The organism is Streptomyces sp. SL06 (genome assembly GCF_058244745.1).
Map to the genome: position 1 here is coordinate 2,668,788 of NZ_JBSYOT010000002.1, position 16,916 is coordinate 2,685,703.

The 16,916-nt window shown below is 68.9% G+C and carries 12 protein-coding genes and 3 pseudogenes; 5 read left to right on the forward strand and 10 right to left on the reverse strand.

The window, feature by feature from the left end:
• Positions 1-38: 38 nt before the first annotated feature.
• Positions 39-2,372 (reverse strand): glycosyltransferase, encoded by a 2,334-nt coding sequence (locus AC4IHM_RS12020; protein WP_490870817.1) that lies wholly within the window; start codon positions 2,370-2,372, stop codon positions 39-41.
• A 459-nt stretch (positions 2,373-2,831) separates the two neighbouring features.
• Positions 2,832-3,821, reverse strand: a pseudogene (locus AC4IHM_RS12025) (glycosyltransferase family 29 protein); the annotation flags it as partial.
• Positions 3,822-4,085: 264 nt separating this feature from the next.
• On the opposite strand from AC4IHM_RS12025, the pseudogene AC4IHM_RS12030 reads away from it, so the two are divergent.
• Both AC4IHM_RS12030 and AC4IHM_RS12035 read left to right on the forward strand, forming a co-directional pair.
• A pseudogene (locus AC4IHM_RS12030) lies at positions 4,086-5,209 on the forward strand (acyltransferase family protein).
• A gap of 76 nt (positions 5,210-5,285) precedes the next feature.
• Positions 5,286-6,311 carry a class I SAM-dependent methyltransferase gene (locus tag AC4IHM_RS12035; protein ID WP_490867062.1) on the forward strand — a complete coding sequence of 342 codons (1,026 nt, stop codon included), beginning with the start codon at positions 5,286-5,288 and terminating at the stop codon, positions 6,309-6,311.
• Here AC4IHM_RS12035 and AC4IHM_RS12040 read toward each other — a convergent pair.
• Positions 6,296-6,946 (reverse strand): TetR/AcrR family transcriptional regulator, encoded by a 651-nt coding sequence (locus AC4IHM_RS12040; RefSeq protein WP_490867063.1) that lies wholly within the window; start codon positions 6,944-6,946, stop codon positions 6,296-6,298. The genes AC4IHM_RS12035 and AC4IHM_RS12040 overlap by 16 nt on opposite strands.
• A gap of 72 nt (positions 6,947-7,018) precedes the next feature.
• On the opposite strand from AC4IHM_RS12040, the gene AC4IHM_RS12045 reads away from it, so the two are divergent.
• Positions 7,019-8,428 carry an FAD-dependent oxidoreductase gene (locus tag AC4IHM_RS12045; RefSeq protein ID WP_490867064.1) on the forward strand — a complete coding sequence of 470 codons (1,410 nt, stop codon included), beginning with the start codon at positions 7,019-7,021 and terminating at the stop codon, positions 8,426-8,428.
• 17 nt (positions 8,429-8,445) lie between these two features.
• On the opposite strand, the pseudogene AC4IHM_RS12050 reads toward AC4IHM_RS12045, so the two are convergent.
• Positions 8,446-8,676 (reverse strand): annotated as a pseudogene (locus AC4IHM_RS12050) (LysE family transporter); the annotation flags it as partial.
• 36 nt (positions 8,677-8,712) lie between these two features.
• Here AC4IHM_RS12050 and AC4IHM_RS12055 point away from each other — a divergent pair.
• A complete protein-coding gene (locus tag AC4IHM_RS12055; RefSeq protein ID WP_490867065.1) occupies positions 8,713-10,290 on the forward strand; it encodes a recombinase family protein in 1,578 nt (525 codons plus the stop codon).
• Positions 10,291-10,751: 461 nt separating this feature from the next.
• Here the strand turns inward: AC4IHM_RS12055 and AC4IHM_RS12060 are convergent, their stop codons facing one another.
• The 6 genes from AC4IHM_RS12060 to AC4IHM_RS12085 all read right to left on the reverse strand — a co-directional run bounded on the left by AC4IHM_RS12060 (position 10,752) and on the right by AC4IHM_RS12085 (position 15,812).
• Positions 10,752-11,186, reverse strand: a complete 435-nt coding sequence (locus AC4IHM_RS12060) for a hypothetical protein (protein ID WP_490867066.1) — start codon at positions 11,184-11,186, stop codon at positions 10,752-10,754.
• Positions 11,177-11,437, reverse strand: a complete 261-nt coding sequence (locus AC4IHM_RS12065; protein WP_365310705.1) for a DUF7848 domain-containing protein — start codon at positions 11,435-11,437, stop codon at positions 11,177-11,179. The genes AC4IHM_RS12060 and AC4IHM_RS12065 overlap by 10 nt, the downstream gene beginning before the upstream one ends.
• Positions 11,413-11,613 (reverse strand): DUF7848 domain-containing protein, encoded by a 201-nt coding sequence (locus tag AC4IHM_RS12070; protein ID WP_490867067.1) that lies wholly within the window; start codon positions 11,611-11,613, stop codon positions 11,413-11,415. Before AC4IHM_RS12070 ends, AC4IHM_RS12065 begins: the two co-directional genes overlap by 25 nt.
• 360 nt (positions 11,614-11,973) lie before the next feature.
• The gene (locus AC4IHM_RS12075; protein ID WP_490867068.1) at positions 11,974-13,188 is read right to left on the reverse strand and encodes a helix-turn-helix domain-containing protein; all 1,215 of its coding nucleotides are present in this window, start codon (positions 13,186-13,188) and stop codon (positions 11,974-11,976) included.
• A 320-nt stretch (positions 13,189-13,508) separates the two neighbouring features.
• Positions 13,509-14,153 (reverse strand): leucine efflux protein LeuE, encoded by a 645-nt coding sequence (gene leuE, locus AC4IHM_RS12080; RefSeq protein WP_490867069.1) that lies wholly within the window; start codon positions 14,151-14,153, stop codon positions 13,509-13,511.
• 78 nt (positions 14,154-14,231) lie between these two features.
• Entirely contained in the window at positions 14,232-15,812 is a 1,581-nt protein-coding gene (locus AC4IHM_RS12085; RefSeq protein ID WP_490867070.1) for an acyl-CoA mutase large subunit family protein, read from the reverse strand.
• Between the two features lie 207 nt (positions 15,813-16,019).
• Between AC4IHM_RS12085 and AC4IHM_RS12090 the strand changes: the two genes are divergently transcribed.
• Positions 16,020-16,847, forward strand: a complete 828-nt coding sequence (locus tag AC4IHM_RS12090; protein ID WP_490870818.1) for a L,D-transpeptidase family protein — start codon at positions 16,020-16,022, stop codon at positions 16,845-16,847.
• Positions 16,848-16,916 lie beyond the last annotated feature (69 nt).

Consider the following 16,916-nt stretch of genomic DNA (forward strand, 5'->3'; position numbering starts at 1 on the left):
CGGGGTGTGATCCACGGGGGCCGCGCGCCGCGGGCGCCTCAGCGGCCCAGGATCGCCCTGATGTCGGCCGCGTTGGCCTCGGTGACCCGCCACAGTTCCTGTTGGCGGTCGTGCACGTCGGCGACCGTCTTGGCGTGGTTGTCCAGGATGCCGAGGGCCCGCTCGGTGAGGACGGCGCCCAGGTCCTTGTCGTGGACGGAGACACCCCACTCGGGGCGCTCGATGTCGGCCAGGAAGTACGCCATCTTCGGGTGCGAGATCAGGCTGATGATCGGCGTGCCGACCCCGAACGGGATCATTCCGGCGTGGCCGCGCATGCCGATCACCAGGCGGGTCCTGGCGTACAGGTCCCGGATCGCGTCGTTGTCGAAGTCGTACATCGGGATGACCGGCAGCGAGATGCCGTGCTCGCGGCGCAGATCGAAGGCGATCTTCTCGTCGTCGAGCGAGTGCGCCACGCACTTGACCTCGGTGTGCGCGCCGATGCTCCGCACGGCCTGGGCCAGCTGGCCGAGGAAGTGCGCGTAGTCGTGGCCGAAGCGCAGGCCCGCGCGGTCGTAGGCCGCGTTGAGCAGGACGGTGTCCTCGCGGTGGTCCGGGTCGGTCCAGCCGGGGACCAGCTGACGGCTGACCGTGGTGGGGCAGGGCTGGAAGCGGACCTTGCCGTGCAGGTGGTCGGGGAGCATGGCCCGGACCTTCGCGATGGAGCCGTGGTTGCGCAGCCCGAAGAAGGAGGACTTCTCCACCAGCAGGCGCAGGCTCTCCCGGAACCGGCCGGCCCGGTAGGACTGGCCGTCGAACGCGTTGAACCCGACCGCGTACACCATGATCGGCACGTCGACGGCGCGCAGGTGCTCGTCGGGGACGTTCCACTGCCAGGCGCTGTTGCCGTTGGGCATCGTGTCCGGGATGAACAGGCCGCCGCCGCCGATGACCAGGCCGCGCCGGGCGTTGACCTCTTCCAGGGCCGCCTCGTCGAAGTGGCGGTGGGCGTGGACGGAGTGCCAGCGCCGGGCGCCGGTGTCCGCGCCGAAGCCGAGCCGCACGGTCTCCGGCAGCAGCTTGTCGCCGGCGTTGCCCTGCCGGTCCATGTAGAAGGCGACGTGCGCGAGCTGGTCCTGCGGGGCGGCGGGTTCCGGCGCGGGCACCTCGGCCGCGCGCTGCGCCCACAGGCGGCTGGAGCGGTGGGTGATGTCGACGGAGAGTCCGGCCGTGGCGTACTTGAGCGCCTCGGCGTTGTCGCCGTGGACCCAGGCGATCTGGGCGAGCCGCGCGTAGGCGGTGGCGGCGCGGTTGGGCGCGGCGGTGGCCAGCAGGAGCCGGGCCCTGGCCTCGTCGTAGCGGGAGACGCTCATCAGGGCGTGGCCCAGCACCTCGTGCGGCCAGGCCTCGTCGAGCGGGATCCGCACGCCGGAGAGGATGTCGACGGCGTCCTGGTAGTCGCCGGCCGCGATGTGCGCGGCGGCCACCTTGCGGGCGTACTCGACGTTGCCGGTGCGCTTGACGTGCGGGGTGCCGAAGTGCACCAGCAGGTCGTGGTGGAGGCCGCCGGGCGAGTCGAGGTAGGCGGCGTGGAACTCGGCGTCGGACAGGTCGAACTCGCGCCAGCGCTCCTCCGCCTGGGAGTAGCCGGCCTCGCCGCCCTGCCAGGGCTTGTGCCGCCCGGTGAAGTGCAGGATCGCGGTGTCCTCGGGGACCGGCAGATCGCCGGACAGGCGGCGCTTGACGAAGTTGTAGCGGGCGTCGAGGCGGACGAAGTCGCCGTCCAGGACGGCGTTGAGGATGCCCTGGTCGTGCTTGTCCAGCTCGTAGTCGCCGCTGCGGCCGGTCGCGTCGAGCCGGGCGCAGAACTCGTCGGAGAGGTACTCGCGCTGGATGACGAGGAGGCCCGAGTTGAGCTTGTGCTGCCCGTAGAAGAACTGCGGGACCGCCGCCAGGCCCTCGCGCAGCGCGAGCAGTTCGCCGAGGTCGCCGAGGACGACCATGTCGGTGTCGAGGGTGATGACGGTGTCGTACTCGCGGACGCGGAACACGTCGAGGATGAAGTACGCCTTGCGGACCAGGTAGTTGTCCTGGTCGCCCTTCCGGTAGGCGTCGTAGCGCCCGGTGTCGACCCGGCGCAGCACGATGCGCGGGTGCAGGGCGCGGATCTTGGCGATGGAGCCGGGGCGCAGGTCGTCGTGGAGGACGACGAAGTCCTCGCAGACGCCCGGGTTGGACAGGGCGAGGCTGCGCAGCAGGGCGAGGAAGCCGGGGAGGTAGTTCTCGTCGACGTAGGACGCGAAGGCGATGCGGCGCTTGCCGGTGAGGTCGTGGCTCACGGCCGGCGGGGTGCGGACCACGGCGGCCGGTGGCGGGGAGGTCGTCGTCATCTCAGGGATATCCTCATGTCGGTCACGCTCTGGGCCCGCTGCATGACCCATTCCTTCTCGCTGGTGTATTCGTGCACGGACGTGATGGCCAGCTTCATGGCCTCCGGCACGCGGTAGGCGCCGCTCTCGTAGAAGTCGAAGCCGATCAGGTCGAGCTTCGGGCTGACGTCCAGGAAGTCCAGCAGGAAGAGCATGTTGAAGCCGGTGGTCGGGATGCCCGACCAGAACGTCGGTGCCGAGCCTGCCGATGTTGCGGACGGGCCAGCGCAGCGACTCGTCGCCGAGGCAGGTCTGGGCGCCGGGGACGAGGCGGTTGCGCAAGGACCACTTCCAGTCGCCCGAGACCCCGCCGAAGACCAGGCGGGTGGTGACCTTCTGGTCCCAGTTGAAGGCGTGCTTGTGGATGGTGGCGTGGATGTCGGTGCGGCTGCCGGTGTGCTTCGGGTCGATCCGGTACGAGTTGAAGCGCACGACCAGGTCGTAGTCGTCGATCTGGGCGCCCATGGAACTGGTGCCCACCCGACCGGAGTTGGCGATCAGGCAGACGGACTTGCCGGCGACCTGGTTGCGGAACTCGCCGAGGGTGATCCACCGCACGCCGCCGACGGTGGGGTCGGCGACGGGCCCGCGCATCCGGTTGCGGCGCTGTTCGGCGTAGAGCGCGAACACCTCGGTGAGGGCCGGCAGGTCCGTGTCGACGGCGGTGCGCAGTTCCAGGTACTGGCCGAGCAGGTCCTGCCGGTCGGCGACCGGCGCCTCCTGTTCGGCGAGGATCAGGAGCGCTCCCACCAGCCGCGGCTCGGCCGCCGCCCAGTCACCGGCGGCGTGCGCGGCCAGTCCCTCGTCCCATACGTCGGTGGCGCGGCCGCGGGCGTGGTCCCGGGCCCCGGGGCACTGCCGGGCCAGCAGGCCGAGCAGCTCGCGCTCCTTGTCCGCCGCGGCGCGCATGCCGGCGATGTGGGAGCGGACGCCGAAGCCGTCGGCGTCGGTGAGGGAGACGTACTTCTCGTAGGCCTCGACGGCGTCGGCCTCGTCGCCGAGCGCCTCCAGCAGCCGGGCGCGCAGCCGCCAGCCGGCCCGGGAGTTCTTGCGCTGGGCGAGGACGGTGTCGCTGATGACGAGGGCGAGGTTCAACTCGTCGTCGTAGCCGCACTGGAGCGCCTTGTTGGCCACGGCCAGCAGGGCGTCGAGCAGTTCCCCGGAGATGGCGGTGGGGGTGGTCGCGCCCTTCATGGCGCGCTTGAGCAGGGTGGTGGCACCGGAGGGGGCCGCGGCGGGGCCGTCGATGCCGTGCGTCCCCCACGCGACGAGCAGCTTGCGCAGCTCCTCGGCGAGTTCCACGCGGCGCCGGTCGAGGCTGCCCACCACCTTGCCGCTGTGCGCCGCGCAGGCACGCAGACAGGCGTCCAGCTCACCCCCGCGCGCACGTCTGTTCTGGACCCTCGTCATGCCACTCCCGGTCTTCTTCTGCCACAGCGGTTCTCGTCATCCGGGGCCACACGCGCCGCGGATGAGTAGCGGTCGACCGCGAATGGGGGATGTCGGGGGAACTTAGAAAACCAAAACGACGCGGGGGTGAACGGGCCGGGTCCACGGGGCGAATCGTTGCGCCGCCGACCGGTCTCACCTGGGATCGGGCCCGGCGTACTGGTGAACGTGCTCGGGAGTTCACAGCGAACCCACCGCTGTCAGACATCCGGCGAGGAGACCTCCGTGACCAGCGCGACCGTCCGGCCGGTGGCCGGGACCGCCGCCGAGCCGAGGGCCGGCGCGGCGCCGCGCCGGGTGTCCCGGCTGCGGGCCCTGGACGGACTGCGGCTGGTGGCGGCGCTGATGGTGGCGGCGTACCACTACGGCGGACGCGGCGGCTACGTCACCGACGCCTGGGGCAGCTCCGCCAAGGTCCAGTTCCCCACGCGGCACGGCCTGTTCGCGTACGGCTGCCTCGGGGTGCAGATCTTCTTCGTGATCAGCGGGTTCGTGATCTGCATGAGCGGCTGGGGCGGTCCCTCGCGTCGTTCTCCGCCTCCCGGGTCGCCCGGCTGATGCCCGCCCACTGGGTGGCGGTCGCCCTGGTGACCGCGGTGTTCGCGCTGCCGTCGGTCGCCTACGACGCGGTCTCGCCGAGCGACGCCCCGGTCAACCTGACGCTCCTTCAGGAACCGCTGGGCGCCGACCGGGTGCTAAGCGTGTGCTGGACGCTGTGGGTGGAGGTCCGCTTCTACGCGCTGTTCGCGCTGTGCGTGGTCCTGCCCGGCGCGAACCACCGCCGGGTCCTGCTGTTCTGCGCCGGCCGGCTGCTGGCCGCGGCCCTCGCGCAGGCCGCGCGCGAGCCGCTGCTCGACCTGGTGCTGATGCCGCGGTACGCCCCCTTCTTCGTGGGCGGCATCGGCCTGTACCTCGTCCACCGCGACCGGCGGGACGCCCACGGGTGGGCGGTCGCGGCCGTGAGTTTCCTCGTCGGGCAGCACTACGCGGTGGACGAGCTGTGGAACGCCTCCGACCCGGACGCCTTCGCCCACCGCACCACCCTCGGCATCGTCCTCGTCGTCGCCCTGGGCTTCGCGGCGGTGGCGGCGATCGCGCTGGGCTGGACGAGCCGGGCGGACTGGCGCCGGCTGACGGTGGCCGGGGCGCTGACGTACCCCTTCTACCTGGTGCACGAGCATCTGGGCTGGGTGGTGATCCACGTCCTGCACCGTGATCTGCGCCTGCCGTCGGCGGCGACCCTCGTGCCGGCGACGGCCGCGATGCTGCTGCTGGCGTGGCTGCTGCACCGGTTCGTCGAGAGGCCGCTGGCGCCGCGGCTGCGATCGGCGCTCTCCCGGGGCCGCTGAGCGAATCGCCGACGTTCTTGCCGCGGTATCGCGTGTGCCGACCCACTCGCGGGCGCCGAGAAGGCATCCTCCCTTCATGGCCACTGCTCAAGAGACGCACAAGTACCCCAGCGAGCTGAACGACGTACCCGGCTGGTTCTGGCCGCTCGACCAGGTGTTGTTCTCCTGGTTCCTGGAGCGGCAGGAGCGCCTGGACACCCGCGGTGACCTGCTCGAACTGGGCGCCTACATGGGAAAGAGCGCGATCCTGCTGGGACACCGTCTGCAGGACGGCGAGACACTCACGGTCTGTGACCTGTTCGGGGCCGAGCCGCCGGACGCCGCCAACCGGGCGGAGGCCGCGCAGTCGTACTCCTCGCTCACCAGGCAGGCCTTCGAACGCAATTACCTCTCCTTCCACGACTCCCTGCCGGCGATCGTGCAGGCCCCCAGTTCGGCGATCGTCGACGAGGTCGCGCCGGGCAGCTGCCGCTTCGTCCACATCGACGCCTCGCATCTGTACGAGCACGTCCAGGGCGACATCGGCGCGGCCCGGGAGCTGCTGGGGCCGGACGGCGTCGTCGTCCTCGACGACTTCCGCAGCGAGCACACGCCGGGGGTCGCCGTCGCCGCCTGGGAGGCCGTGCTCGACCGGGGGCTGCGTCCCGTCTGCCTGAGCAGCCAGAAGCTCTACGGCACCTGGGGCGACCCGGAGCCGGTGCAGGAGGAGCTGCTGGCCGCGCTGCGCGGGCGCGAGGACTGCGCCGTGACCGTGGAGCGGGCGGCCGGGCACCGGCTGGTCCGGTTCCGCGCCCGGGGCAGGAAGATGAGTCCGCCCTCGCTGCCGTCCTCCCGGCACCCGGCACCCGCGCCGGAGCCCGAGGAGCCCGCGCCGGCGCGGGTGCCGGAGCCCGCGCCCGTGGTCGTGCCCGTGCCGCCGCAGCAACAGCAGCGGGCCGAGCAGACGCGCCCGGCGGAGCGCGCTGCACGGCCGCGGACCCCGCGCGAGCGCGCCCGGCGTCTCGTCCTCGACCTGCTGCCGCCGCTCGTCACCCGCACGGTGCGCCGGCACCGGGCGGCGCGGCGGGAGGAGGCGGCGGAGACGGCTCAGTCGAGGCCGTAGGTCACCGCGACACCCGCGATCACCAGGGCCAGCGCCTCCTCGAAGTGGCGCTCGTAGTCCGTGAAGATCTCCGCGCCCGCCGCGGCCGTCAGGGGATGGTCGGCCAGCAGGCGGGCGCGTTCTTCCACGTCGAATCCCTCCCGGCGCTCGTCGGGCAGGGGTTGGACGCTCTGTTCCTCGATGACGAACCCGAGGGTGAACACATACGCCGTCGTGTTCGCCCGTACCGCCTGGGCGAGGGTGAGCCCCGCCGCGGTGAACAGACGCAGGCTGTCCTCCATCTGCTCGGCGTGCTCGCCTCCGGTGAAGCGTGAGCCGCTGAACACCCTGGCGCCGTCGCGGTAGCCCAGCAGCGAGGCGCGCAGGCCGCGGTTGGTCCTGAGCAGCCGCTCCCGCCAGGTGTCGGCCGGGTCGAGGACGGTCCCGGCGACCATCCGCCGGTACATCTCGGTGGCCATCTCGTCCAGCAGGGCCTGCTTGTCCTTGAAGTGCCAGTACAGAGCGGGCGCCTTGACGTCCAGCTCCTTGGCGATGGCGCGCAGGGTCAGGCCGTCGAGACCGACCTCGTTCAGCAGTTTCAGCGCCGTGTCCGCGACCCGGCGGCGGTCGAGGGGGGCGCGTCGTTCCGTAGCCACGCTTGACAGCTTAACGGCGTTAAGGCCATTCTCGTACCCAGAGAGCACTTAACGGCGTTAAGGGGAGTGCACATGGACACGGACGTCCTGATCGTCGGCGCGGGTCCCACCGGTCTCGCCCTCGGTGTCGACCTGGCCAGGCGCGGGGTGGACGCGCTGGTCGTGGAGCGGGCCGAGGCGCTGTTCCCCGGCTCGCGGGGCAAGGGCATCCAGCCGCGCACGATGGAGGTCTTCGACGACCTCGGCGTGCTCGACGCGATCCGCGCGGCGGGCGGGGACTACCCGGTCGGCATGGTCTGGCAGAACGGCGAACGGGCCGGCGAGCACCGCATGTTCGACCCCGCCGAGGAGAGCGAGGACTCGCCGTACGGCACACCGTGGATGGTGCCCCAGTGGCGTACGCAGGAGATCCTGGCGGCGCGGCTGGCGGAACTGGGCGGCAAGGTCGCCTTCGGCCGCGAGGTGGCCGGTGTCGCGCAGGACGCGGACGGTGTCACCGCGCACCTCTCCTCGGGCGAGGCCGTGCGCGCCCGCCATCTGGTCGCCGCGGACGGCGGCCGGTCGGCGGTGCGCCGCGCGCTGGGCGTCGGCATGGCGGGTGAGACCGTCGACCCGCACCCGACGCTGGTCGCGGACGTGCGGATCGCCGGCCTGGACCGCGACAACTGGCACCTCTTCCCGCCCCGCGACGAGCGCACCGGCTTCCTCTCCGTCTGCCCGCTGGCCGGCACCGAGGACTTCCAGGTGGTCGCGCGGTTCCTGGAGGGCACGGAGGTGGACCTCACCCCGGACGGCATCCGGAAGGTGGTCGCGGACCGCTCGCACCTCGCCGCCGAGGACGTGACCGAGGTGCGCTGGGCCTCCGACTTCCGGCCGCGTGCCGCCCTGGCGGACCGCTTCCGGGTGGGCCGGGTCTTCCTCGCCGGTGACGCGGCGCACGTGCACTCACCGGCGGGCGGTCAAGGTCTGAACACCAGCGTCCAGGACGCCTACAACCTCGGCTGGAAGCTGGGCGCGGTGCTGAGGGACGGCGTCCCGGCCGGGCTCCTGGACAGCTACGAGGAGGAACGGCGCCCGATCGCCGCCCAGATGCTCGACCTGTCGACCGGCGTCCACCGCGGCGAGGTGCGGCGCGGCAGCGCGACCCGGCAACTGGGGCTGGGCTACCGGGACTCGTCCCTGACGACGGAGACCCGCACGGCGGTCCCGGACGGCGCCCTGCGGGCCGGCGACCGCGCGCCCGACGCGACGGTGGACGGCGTACGGCTCTTCGACGCCTTCCGGGGCCCGCACTGGACCCTGCTGGCACTGGGCACCGACGCCCCCGACGGCGTGGGCGAGTCGGTGCGGGTGGTGCACGGGGACGCCCACCGGGCATACGGAACGGGCCTGTTCCTCGTCCGCCCGGACGGCTACATCGGCTGTGCAGCCACTTCCCCGACCGACCTCGCCGGCTACCTCACCCGCTTCGCCCTGACCTGAGAGACGGCGGTGCCGCCCTACGCGCTCGCCAGTGACAGCTTCACCGCGAAGCCCAGGAACAGGGCGCCCGCCGCCGAGGTCGCTCCCGCCGACAGGCGCCTGCGGCGGTGGAAGGCGGCGGCCAGGCGGGTGCCGCCGAAGATCAGTGCGCTGAGGTAGAGGAAGCTGGCCAGTTGGGCGAAGGCGCCGAGGACGACGAAGGACAGGGCGGGGTAGGCGTAGGCCTGGTCGACGAACTGTACGAAGAAAGTGTCAGAGTCCAACTGCCTGTACCCTCTGGCCTCATGACAGCTACTCAGATCGCTCCCGAGTGGACCGCAGAGGAACTGGCAGAGCTGGCCGAGCTTCAGACCAGGAACGAGGCACTACCGGAGGACGCGCCTCGCGGACTCCTGTCGGTGCGCCTGTCGATCCTCACGGAGGACACCACCAGCCCCGCACGGCAGGAACTTGATCTTCGTCGCTACGCCAACCGAGAGGGCATCAGGGTTGTCGGTGTGGCCCGGGATCTCGGCGTGTCCGCAACCAAGAAAGCGCCTTGGGAACGGAAGGAACTCGGCAACTGGCTCAACAATCGCATCCCGGAGTTTGACCTTATTCTGTTCTGGAAGTTGGACCGATTCATCAGGCGCATTTCCGACCTGCATGAAGTCATCAAGTGGTGCGAGAAGTTCGGGAAGAATCTTCTTTCCCTAAATGACACACTGGATTTGTCATCCCCCATGGCTCAGGCAATGGTGACGTTCATTGCAGCAGTAGCGGAGATTGAAGCAGCTAACACCAAGACCCGCGTTTCGTCGCACTGGGAATACACGAAGCAGCAGGATCAATGGCGTATCGGTAAGCCTTCATACGGCTACAAGACTGCCAGGGTGGATGGGAAACTTCGGCTAGTACAGGAATCGGAGCAAGCGCGAGCAGTTCGTTACATGCACCGGGCCGCAATGCGAGGAGTTCCGGCCAATCGAATTGCCAAGGTCCTAGACAGGGCCAAGGTTCCGACTTACAGCAACCGGAAATGGAACAATCAGCAAATTCTCAGAACCCTCAGGAATCCCGCGGTAAAGGGAATTCGTACCGAGGGAGGCATCAAGGCAACAACCTACAAATCCACACCCGTCCTAGACAAGAAAGGCCAGGAAATCAGGGTTACCGATGAACCGATCCTGACTGGCGAAGAATTCGATAAAGTACAAGCAGCGCTTGCCACCCGCGCAAAAAACAAGCGTCACCACGAGAAGAATCGACGCCCTACCAGATTCCTTGGCGTCATGAAGCACCAGTGCGGCAGAAACGTCAACGAAACGAACAACTACAAGACACTTTCTACTGGCGAGGTCAAGGAGTACCGGTATCTGCGGTGCCCGGATTGCCGGAAGCCTGGATTCGTAATACCGGACCCTGAGCATGCGTACTCTGCTCTGACACAGGCCGTATTTGAGGCCCTGGGGGACTTCGAGGTAATCCGTCGCCAGTACGCCCGAGGCGACGAGAATAGGCGCGAACGGACCCGATTGGAAGAGTCCATTGCCTATTACATGTCCGGATTGGAGCCCGGCGGGCGATTCGACAAATCCGGTTTCATCCGAGAAAAGGCGGAGACCGAACTAGACGCCCTAATGAGCGATCTAGGGAAGATTGACCCGGAGTCCACAAAGGACAGGTGGATCTACGAAAGCACCGGCGTAACCTACAGCCAACACTGGAAATCCGGTGGCATAGAAGCCATGGAAAGAGACCTACTCAGCGCCGGAATAACTTTTGAACTCGGCAGGCAAGACGACGGAGAAATACTCGGAAAACTTGTCATTCCACACGACGTAAAAGAACGGCTGATCAGAATGGACAACAACTGGGGCTAGTTGCACGACTCTGCATCTGAGCCTCAGAAACAAGAGTCTCCCCTTCCATCAGGAGGGGGGACTCTTTCATTTCAGCCATTGGAGAGATACACCGCATCAGCGACTACCGTACGGTTTCCGTCAGGGCACGCCTGCGGCGTGCCGCCGCGGCGGCTACCGCACCCCGGCCCGGCATGCGGCCTTCGGCTGGTCCGGTCCGGGGCGCCACCGCCCCGGCACACCACGAGGCGAGCTGGGAGGGCTGAGCCAGAACCAGCACTCTCCGCCCATCCACACCGGCCCCCTGGACTGACGGCCCAGGCACACCGGCGCCAGGACTCCGGACACCGGCCCGGCACCAGGACCCCACTGCCCAGCCCCATCGCTCCGGCCGCCCAGACCGAACCCAACCCTCTTGGGCCGGGGGTCGACGGCGACGTGCCCAAGCGCACCACGAAGGAACTACCCGCAAAACAATCGGATCAGGGATCGGAAGGCTTGTCCTGCCTAAACAGATGCGACAGGCCAAATTCCTCGCACAGCTGATCCGCCATCGCCTGAACAGCCACTACCTGAGGATCGATATACGCCCAGTCGCACCGGCCCGGATGATCCTTGAAAATCGTGCACCCCGACGCCATCGGGTCCGGCTTTCCTAAACAGCAGTCGAGATCTTCGAGCCACTGAACTGACGATGCGTCACACCAGCACAGAAACACATCCGAGTCGGGAAAGACACGGGAACCCGTCCGCAGGAACGCCACATGATGCTCATGAGGCACGTCCTCAAGCTTGCACTGGAACAGATCACCCGCCGCCCACTCGACCGAGGGCCCCGGGGAAGGGATCTTCGCTGCCAGAGCCCGGACCTCGTCACGCAGACCGGCCACCGCCGTGCACCGGTAGGTCACAGCCACACTCCCGGCACGAAGGTGTACGACCGAGTGATGTACTCCTCGAAGTGCAGATGCCCGGGGCTCTCCTTGAGGTGCCCCGCAGCCCACCGCGTCCCCTCCGAGACATCCTCGCTGCCCGTGCTCGCCAGCCCGCATACCTGACACCTCATCAGGTACACGACCGGGGTGTCCGTGTCCGGAGTCAGCGTGTGCTCACGGAACCGGAACCGGCCGCGCATCCGCGCACTCACGCCAGCCGCCGCGTACGCCACGAACGGACGATCACCTCACGGAACGTACGGTGCGACGGAAACTCCAACGCATGCGCCAGCACCCACGCCTCAGGATCAGCAAAATCCTCACTGCACACCGACGTGTGATTGCACACCGCACACTTCATCGCGTGCGTGGTCGGCTCCGCATCCGGCTCACTGTCCGGGATCAGCATCACCTGATCAGACCGGACCACCGCATCCCCGCTCACAGCCCCTGCCCGGCCGCGCATTGGCCAACCGCACACCCGCACTCAACCGCTCAGCAGGGGTCGCCAGACGAACCGCCCCAGGGTCCGCCTCCCACTCACGGCCACCCCCCACCGGCCGCAACATCACGTACAGGCCCGCCACACCCCGATACTCCCCGACCTCAGATAAGGCCGAGTCGTACAACAGTGCGCCGCGTTCCAGCGTTGCCGTGTCTACCTCCGCCGGCCTTGCCATCCTCAGTCCCTCGGGTCGAAGTCTGGAAAGGCAATCGTCACGGATGGTTACAGGGCGCTACAGGGACGCAACGTCCTAGTTTTGCGGCCTTAGTTGGCTGCGACCCCGAGGAACTGCGCCAGCTTCCGGAGGCCCGGCGGGCGGTTCGGCATAGCCCACAGGTCGGTCACTATCGCCACGGCCAGCGTGTGATGCCGCATCCACGCCGGGGCGATCTCATGCAGCCGCGTAAGTGCCTTCACTGCGCCCTCAGCGTTCCCCAAGTCCGTGTGAGCGCGCGCCACGTCGAGGAGCAGCCACGTACGCCACGAGGGCGGAGTATCGGCGCTGAGACGCATCCCCTTTGCCAATCGAATAGCCTCTTCAGGCCGCGCGTGCTGAACTGCGAGACGCACTCGCTCAATACGCACCGACGAGCGGCTGAAGACAGACACCATGCGCCCGTTCGCCGGGGGCGGCAACGTGGCCAATCGGTTCGTAGCCTTCTCTGCCGTCGTCATCATGTCGTTCGCCGTGTCGTAGTCGCCCAGTCGCGCCGCACTCGTCGCCGCCGACATGAGCAGGCCACCCCAGACACGCACCCCTTCAGCCGTATCGATGTGATCACGTTCAACGTGATCAGCCGCATACACGGCGAGGTTCTCCGCATCGTCCAGCCGATTCTGTCGCTGGTAGTTCCATGCAACAGAGTTACTGACCATCGGTGCGAGCAAGGGATCAGAGGATTGCTCGGCAGCGTTCATGGCACGCTCAAGCGCGCTTAGTGCAAGGTCTGTCTTTCCCAGACGGATCGTCAGGTGCCCAGCCAACTGGAGAGCCTTCCCCAACGCTGCCTGTCCGGCGGCTCTCTCGTCGGCATTCCCCACAGCAGCGACGAAGCGCGCGTCGTTAATGACGCCGGGCAGCACTTCCATGAGACGGCCGAACTCCGCACTGTGGTAGAGAGTCCATGCGTCGGCAATCTCCTGCCTGAGAAGCGGCCCAGTCAGCCGCTCAGCCCCGTTCGGCTCGGGAGGCGGAGCGAAGAGCGGCGGCATGATGGCACGGCGCACAGCAACGAGCTGGGGCGGGTCTGCATCCCCCGTGGAGGGGACTCCCGGCGGATCTCCCAGGAGCGATGTCAGCTCGACCCCAAGCCCCTGTGCCAAGGCATGCAGAGTTGGCAGTCTCGCGCTGTGCTTCCGCTTCTGCTCAAGGCGCTTGATCACGTCGGAGGAGACGCCTGATTTCTCGGCCAACCCCTCTTGGGTGAGGTCGGCCAACCGCCGCAGCCGGACCAACCGGTCACCAAGGTGCTCAGCCATACGTCGAGAGTACGGCTACTCCCCAGCGGAACACAGATGATCTTTCGATGACGGGACTTGAACGCCAGCGCAGACAGCGGAAGTCCGGCCGTCCGCGCCGCCCTTCTCCAACACTGAACTAACCGTCACAGTGATCCGCTGCCGCTTCCGCCTGCCGGGTGTGCTCGCAAGGGCAGAGAACGGGGTGACCTTGGGGGGCTCCTGGGGCTCCTTCGGGAGCCTCTTGGGTAGGCCTAGAGCCCCTAGCGCCTCTTGCTGCTCATGGACGCTCATACCGGCGAACAGGGCCGCAGCATCGTCAAGTTGAGACATGTCAGCCCCTACACGCTCGCCAGAGACAGCTTGACGGCGAACCCCAGGAAGAGGACCCCGGCGGCCGAGGTGGCCCCCGCGCTGAGCGCCCTCCGGCGACGGAACGCGGCAGCCAGACGAGCCCCGCCGAAGATGAGCGCGGACAGGTACAACACGCTTGCCAACTGGGCGAGTACGCCCAAGGTCAGGAAGCCCACGACCGGGTTTGATTCCGACACGAACTGTACGAAGAAGGCGACGAAGAACAGGATCGCCTTGGGGTTGAAGAGGCTGACGACCAGGGCGCGGCGAAAGGGCCGCTCCTCCCCGGTGACCGGTTCGGCGGCATCCCGTCCGGCCTGCTCCCGGCGCGTGCGCCACATCCGCCGGGCGGTCCGCAGCATCCCGATCGCGAGCCACGTCAGGTATCCGGCACCGGCGTACTTCACGATGCCGAAGAGCACGTCGTTGGCCTGGAGCAGGGAGGCGACCCCGGCCGCCGACAGCGTCATCAGCACCGCGTCGCCGCACCAGACACCGGCGGCGGCCGTGTACGCGGACCGCACACCGCGACGGGCGGCCACGGAGAGGACGTAGAGGGAGTTGGGGCCGGGGAGCAGGACGATGAGGACGAGGCCCGCCAGATAGGTGGGGAGATCAATGACGCCGAACATGCGGGGAGTGTCGCACGAAGGTACGACACTTCGCCCGGGTATTCCGGCCCTCGGGACGAGGCCCTCCCAAGACGGTGCTCAGAAGGCGTCCGAGGGCACGTACGTCCCCCACACCTCCCGCAGGGCGTCGCACACCTCGCCGACCGTCGCGCGGGCGCGCAGGGCGTCCTTCATCGGGTAGAGGACATTGCCGTCGCCCTCGGCGGCCCTCTTCAGGGCGGCGAGGGCGGTCTCCACCGCCTGCCGGTCGCGCTCGGCGCGCAGCCTGGCCAGGCGTTCGGCCTGCCGGGCCTCGATGGCGGGGTCGACGCGCAGCGGCTCGTAGGGCTCCTCCTCGTCGAGCTGGAAGCGGTTGACGCCGACGACCACGCGTTCGCCGGAGTCGGTCTCCTGGGCGATGCGGTAGGCGGAGCGCTCGATCTCGCCCTTCTGGAAGCCGTGCTCGATGGCGTTGACCGCGCCGCCGAGGTCCTCGACCTTGCGCATCAGTTCCAGCGCCGCCGCCTCGACGTCGTCGGTCATCCTCTCGACCGCGTAGGAGCCCGCGAAGGGGTCGACGGTCGCGGTCACATCCGTCTCGTGGGCGAGGACCTGCTGTGTGCGCAGGGCCAGCCGGGCGGACTTGTCGGTGGGCAGCGCGATGGCCTCGTCGAAGGAGTTGGTGTGCAGGGACTGGGTGCCGCCGAGGACCGCGCCCAGGCCCTGGACCGCGACGCGGACCAGGTTCACCTCGGGCTGCTGGGCGGTCAGCTGCACTCCCGCCGTCTGGGTGTGGAAGCGCAGCATCAGCGACTTGGGGTTCCTCGCGCCGAACTCGTCCCGCATCACCCGCGCCCAGATCCTGCGGGCCGCGCGGAACTTGGCGACCTCCTCCAGGATCGTCGTACGGGCCACGAAGAAGAAGGAGAGCCGGGGCGCGAAGTCGTCGACGTCCATTCCGGCCGCGACCGCCGTGCGCACGTATTCGATGCCGTCCGCCAGCGTGAACGCGATCTCCTGCGCGGGCGACGCCCCCGCCTCCGCCATGTGGTAGCCGGAGATCGAGATGGTGTTCCACTTCGGGATCTCGGCCCGGCAGTACTTGAAGATGTCCGCGGTCAGCCGCAGCGACGGCTTCGGCGGGAAGATGTACGTCCCGCGCGCGATGTACTCCTTCAGCACGTCGTTCTGGATCGTCCCGGTCAGCCGGTCGGCGGCGACGCCCTGCTCCTCGGCGACGAGTTGGTAGAGCAGGAGCAGCAGCGCGGCCGGGGCGTTGATCGTCATCGAGGTCGAGACCCGGTCCAGCGGGATCCCGCCGAACAGCACCCGCATGTCGTCGATCGAGTCGATCGCCACCCCCACCTTGCCGACCTCGCCCGAGGCGATCGGCGCGTCGGAGTCGTGGCCCATCTGGGTGGGCAGGTCGAAGGCGACCGACAGACCCATCGTGCCGTTGGCGATCAACTGCTTGTAGCGGGCGTTGGACTCCGTCGCCGTGCCGAAACCCGCGTACTGGCGCATCGTCCACGGCCGGCCCGTGTACATCGACGGGTACACGCCCCGGGTGAACGGGTACTCCCCCGGCTCCCCCAGCTTCTCCGCCGGGTCCCGGCCCTCCTGGGCGTCGGGTCCGTAGACGGGTTCGATGGGCAGCCCGGACTCGGACTCGCGCGTCATGGTGTCGCCTCCCGCTGAACACATGTTCGAACCACTCGAAGCGGCCGTCGCCCACTCGCCCGTACGGACCGGCTCCTCGCCGGACCGTATCGGCGCGGGTGCGCCCGCTGGTCACCACGATGCCGTGCCGTTCGCGGCGCGTCATCCGCGGGGAACATTCCTGGGGACATCCGTAGGGACCATGAGACGACGAGGGCCGTGACGCGTATGACGGGCATGGGGAAGTTGGGGAGGGTGGCCGCCTTCGCCCTGGGGGCCGTACTGGTGACGGGCTGCACCGTGGAGGGCACGGCCGCCGACGGCAGGGCACGCTCGCCGGTGCACATCGACATCAGCGGCGCGCCGCCGGGGAACTCTCCGGGCGGCGCGGCACCCTCGGGTGCGCCGCCCGCCCGTACCCCGGCCCGGGTGCTGTGGACGCGGGGCGACACCGGCCGGGACGTCCGCGAACTCCAGGCCCGGCTGCGTCAGGTCGAGTGGCTCGTCGACGGCCCGACCGGGACGTACGACGACCTGACCGAGCAGGCGGTGAGCGGCTTCCAGGGCAAGCGCGGGCTGCCGAGGACGGGCCGGACGGACACCGTCACCTGGCAGCGGCTGCTTGGAATGACGCACGAGCCGGGCAAGTGGGAGCTGTATCTGATGGGCGGGCAGCCGGCCGCCGCGCCCGACCCGCGCTGTCTGACCGGCCGGGTGCTGTGCGTCAGCAAGTCGAGCCGGACGCTGCGCTGGATGATCGACGGGCGGACCGTGTCGACGATGTCGGTGCGGTTCGGCTCGCAGTACACGCCGACCCGGGAGGGCGTGTTCCAGGTCTACTGGAAGTCCCGCGAGCACTGGTCGACGCTCTACGACTCGGCCATGCCGTACGCGATGTTCTTCAGCGGCGGCCAGGCCGTGCACTACTCGTACGACTTCGCCGCCCACGGTTACGCGGGAGCCTCGCACGGCTGCGTCAACGTACGGGACGAGGGGGCGATCGCGGATCTGTACGCGCAGGTGAGGAACGGCGACAAGGTCGTCGTGTACCAGTGAGAACGGGGGCGCGGGCGGGGCCGGGGGAACGTGCCCCACCCGCGCCGGGATGCACGAGCCGCAGGTACG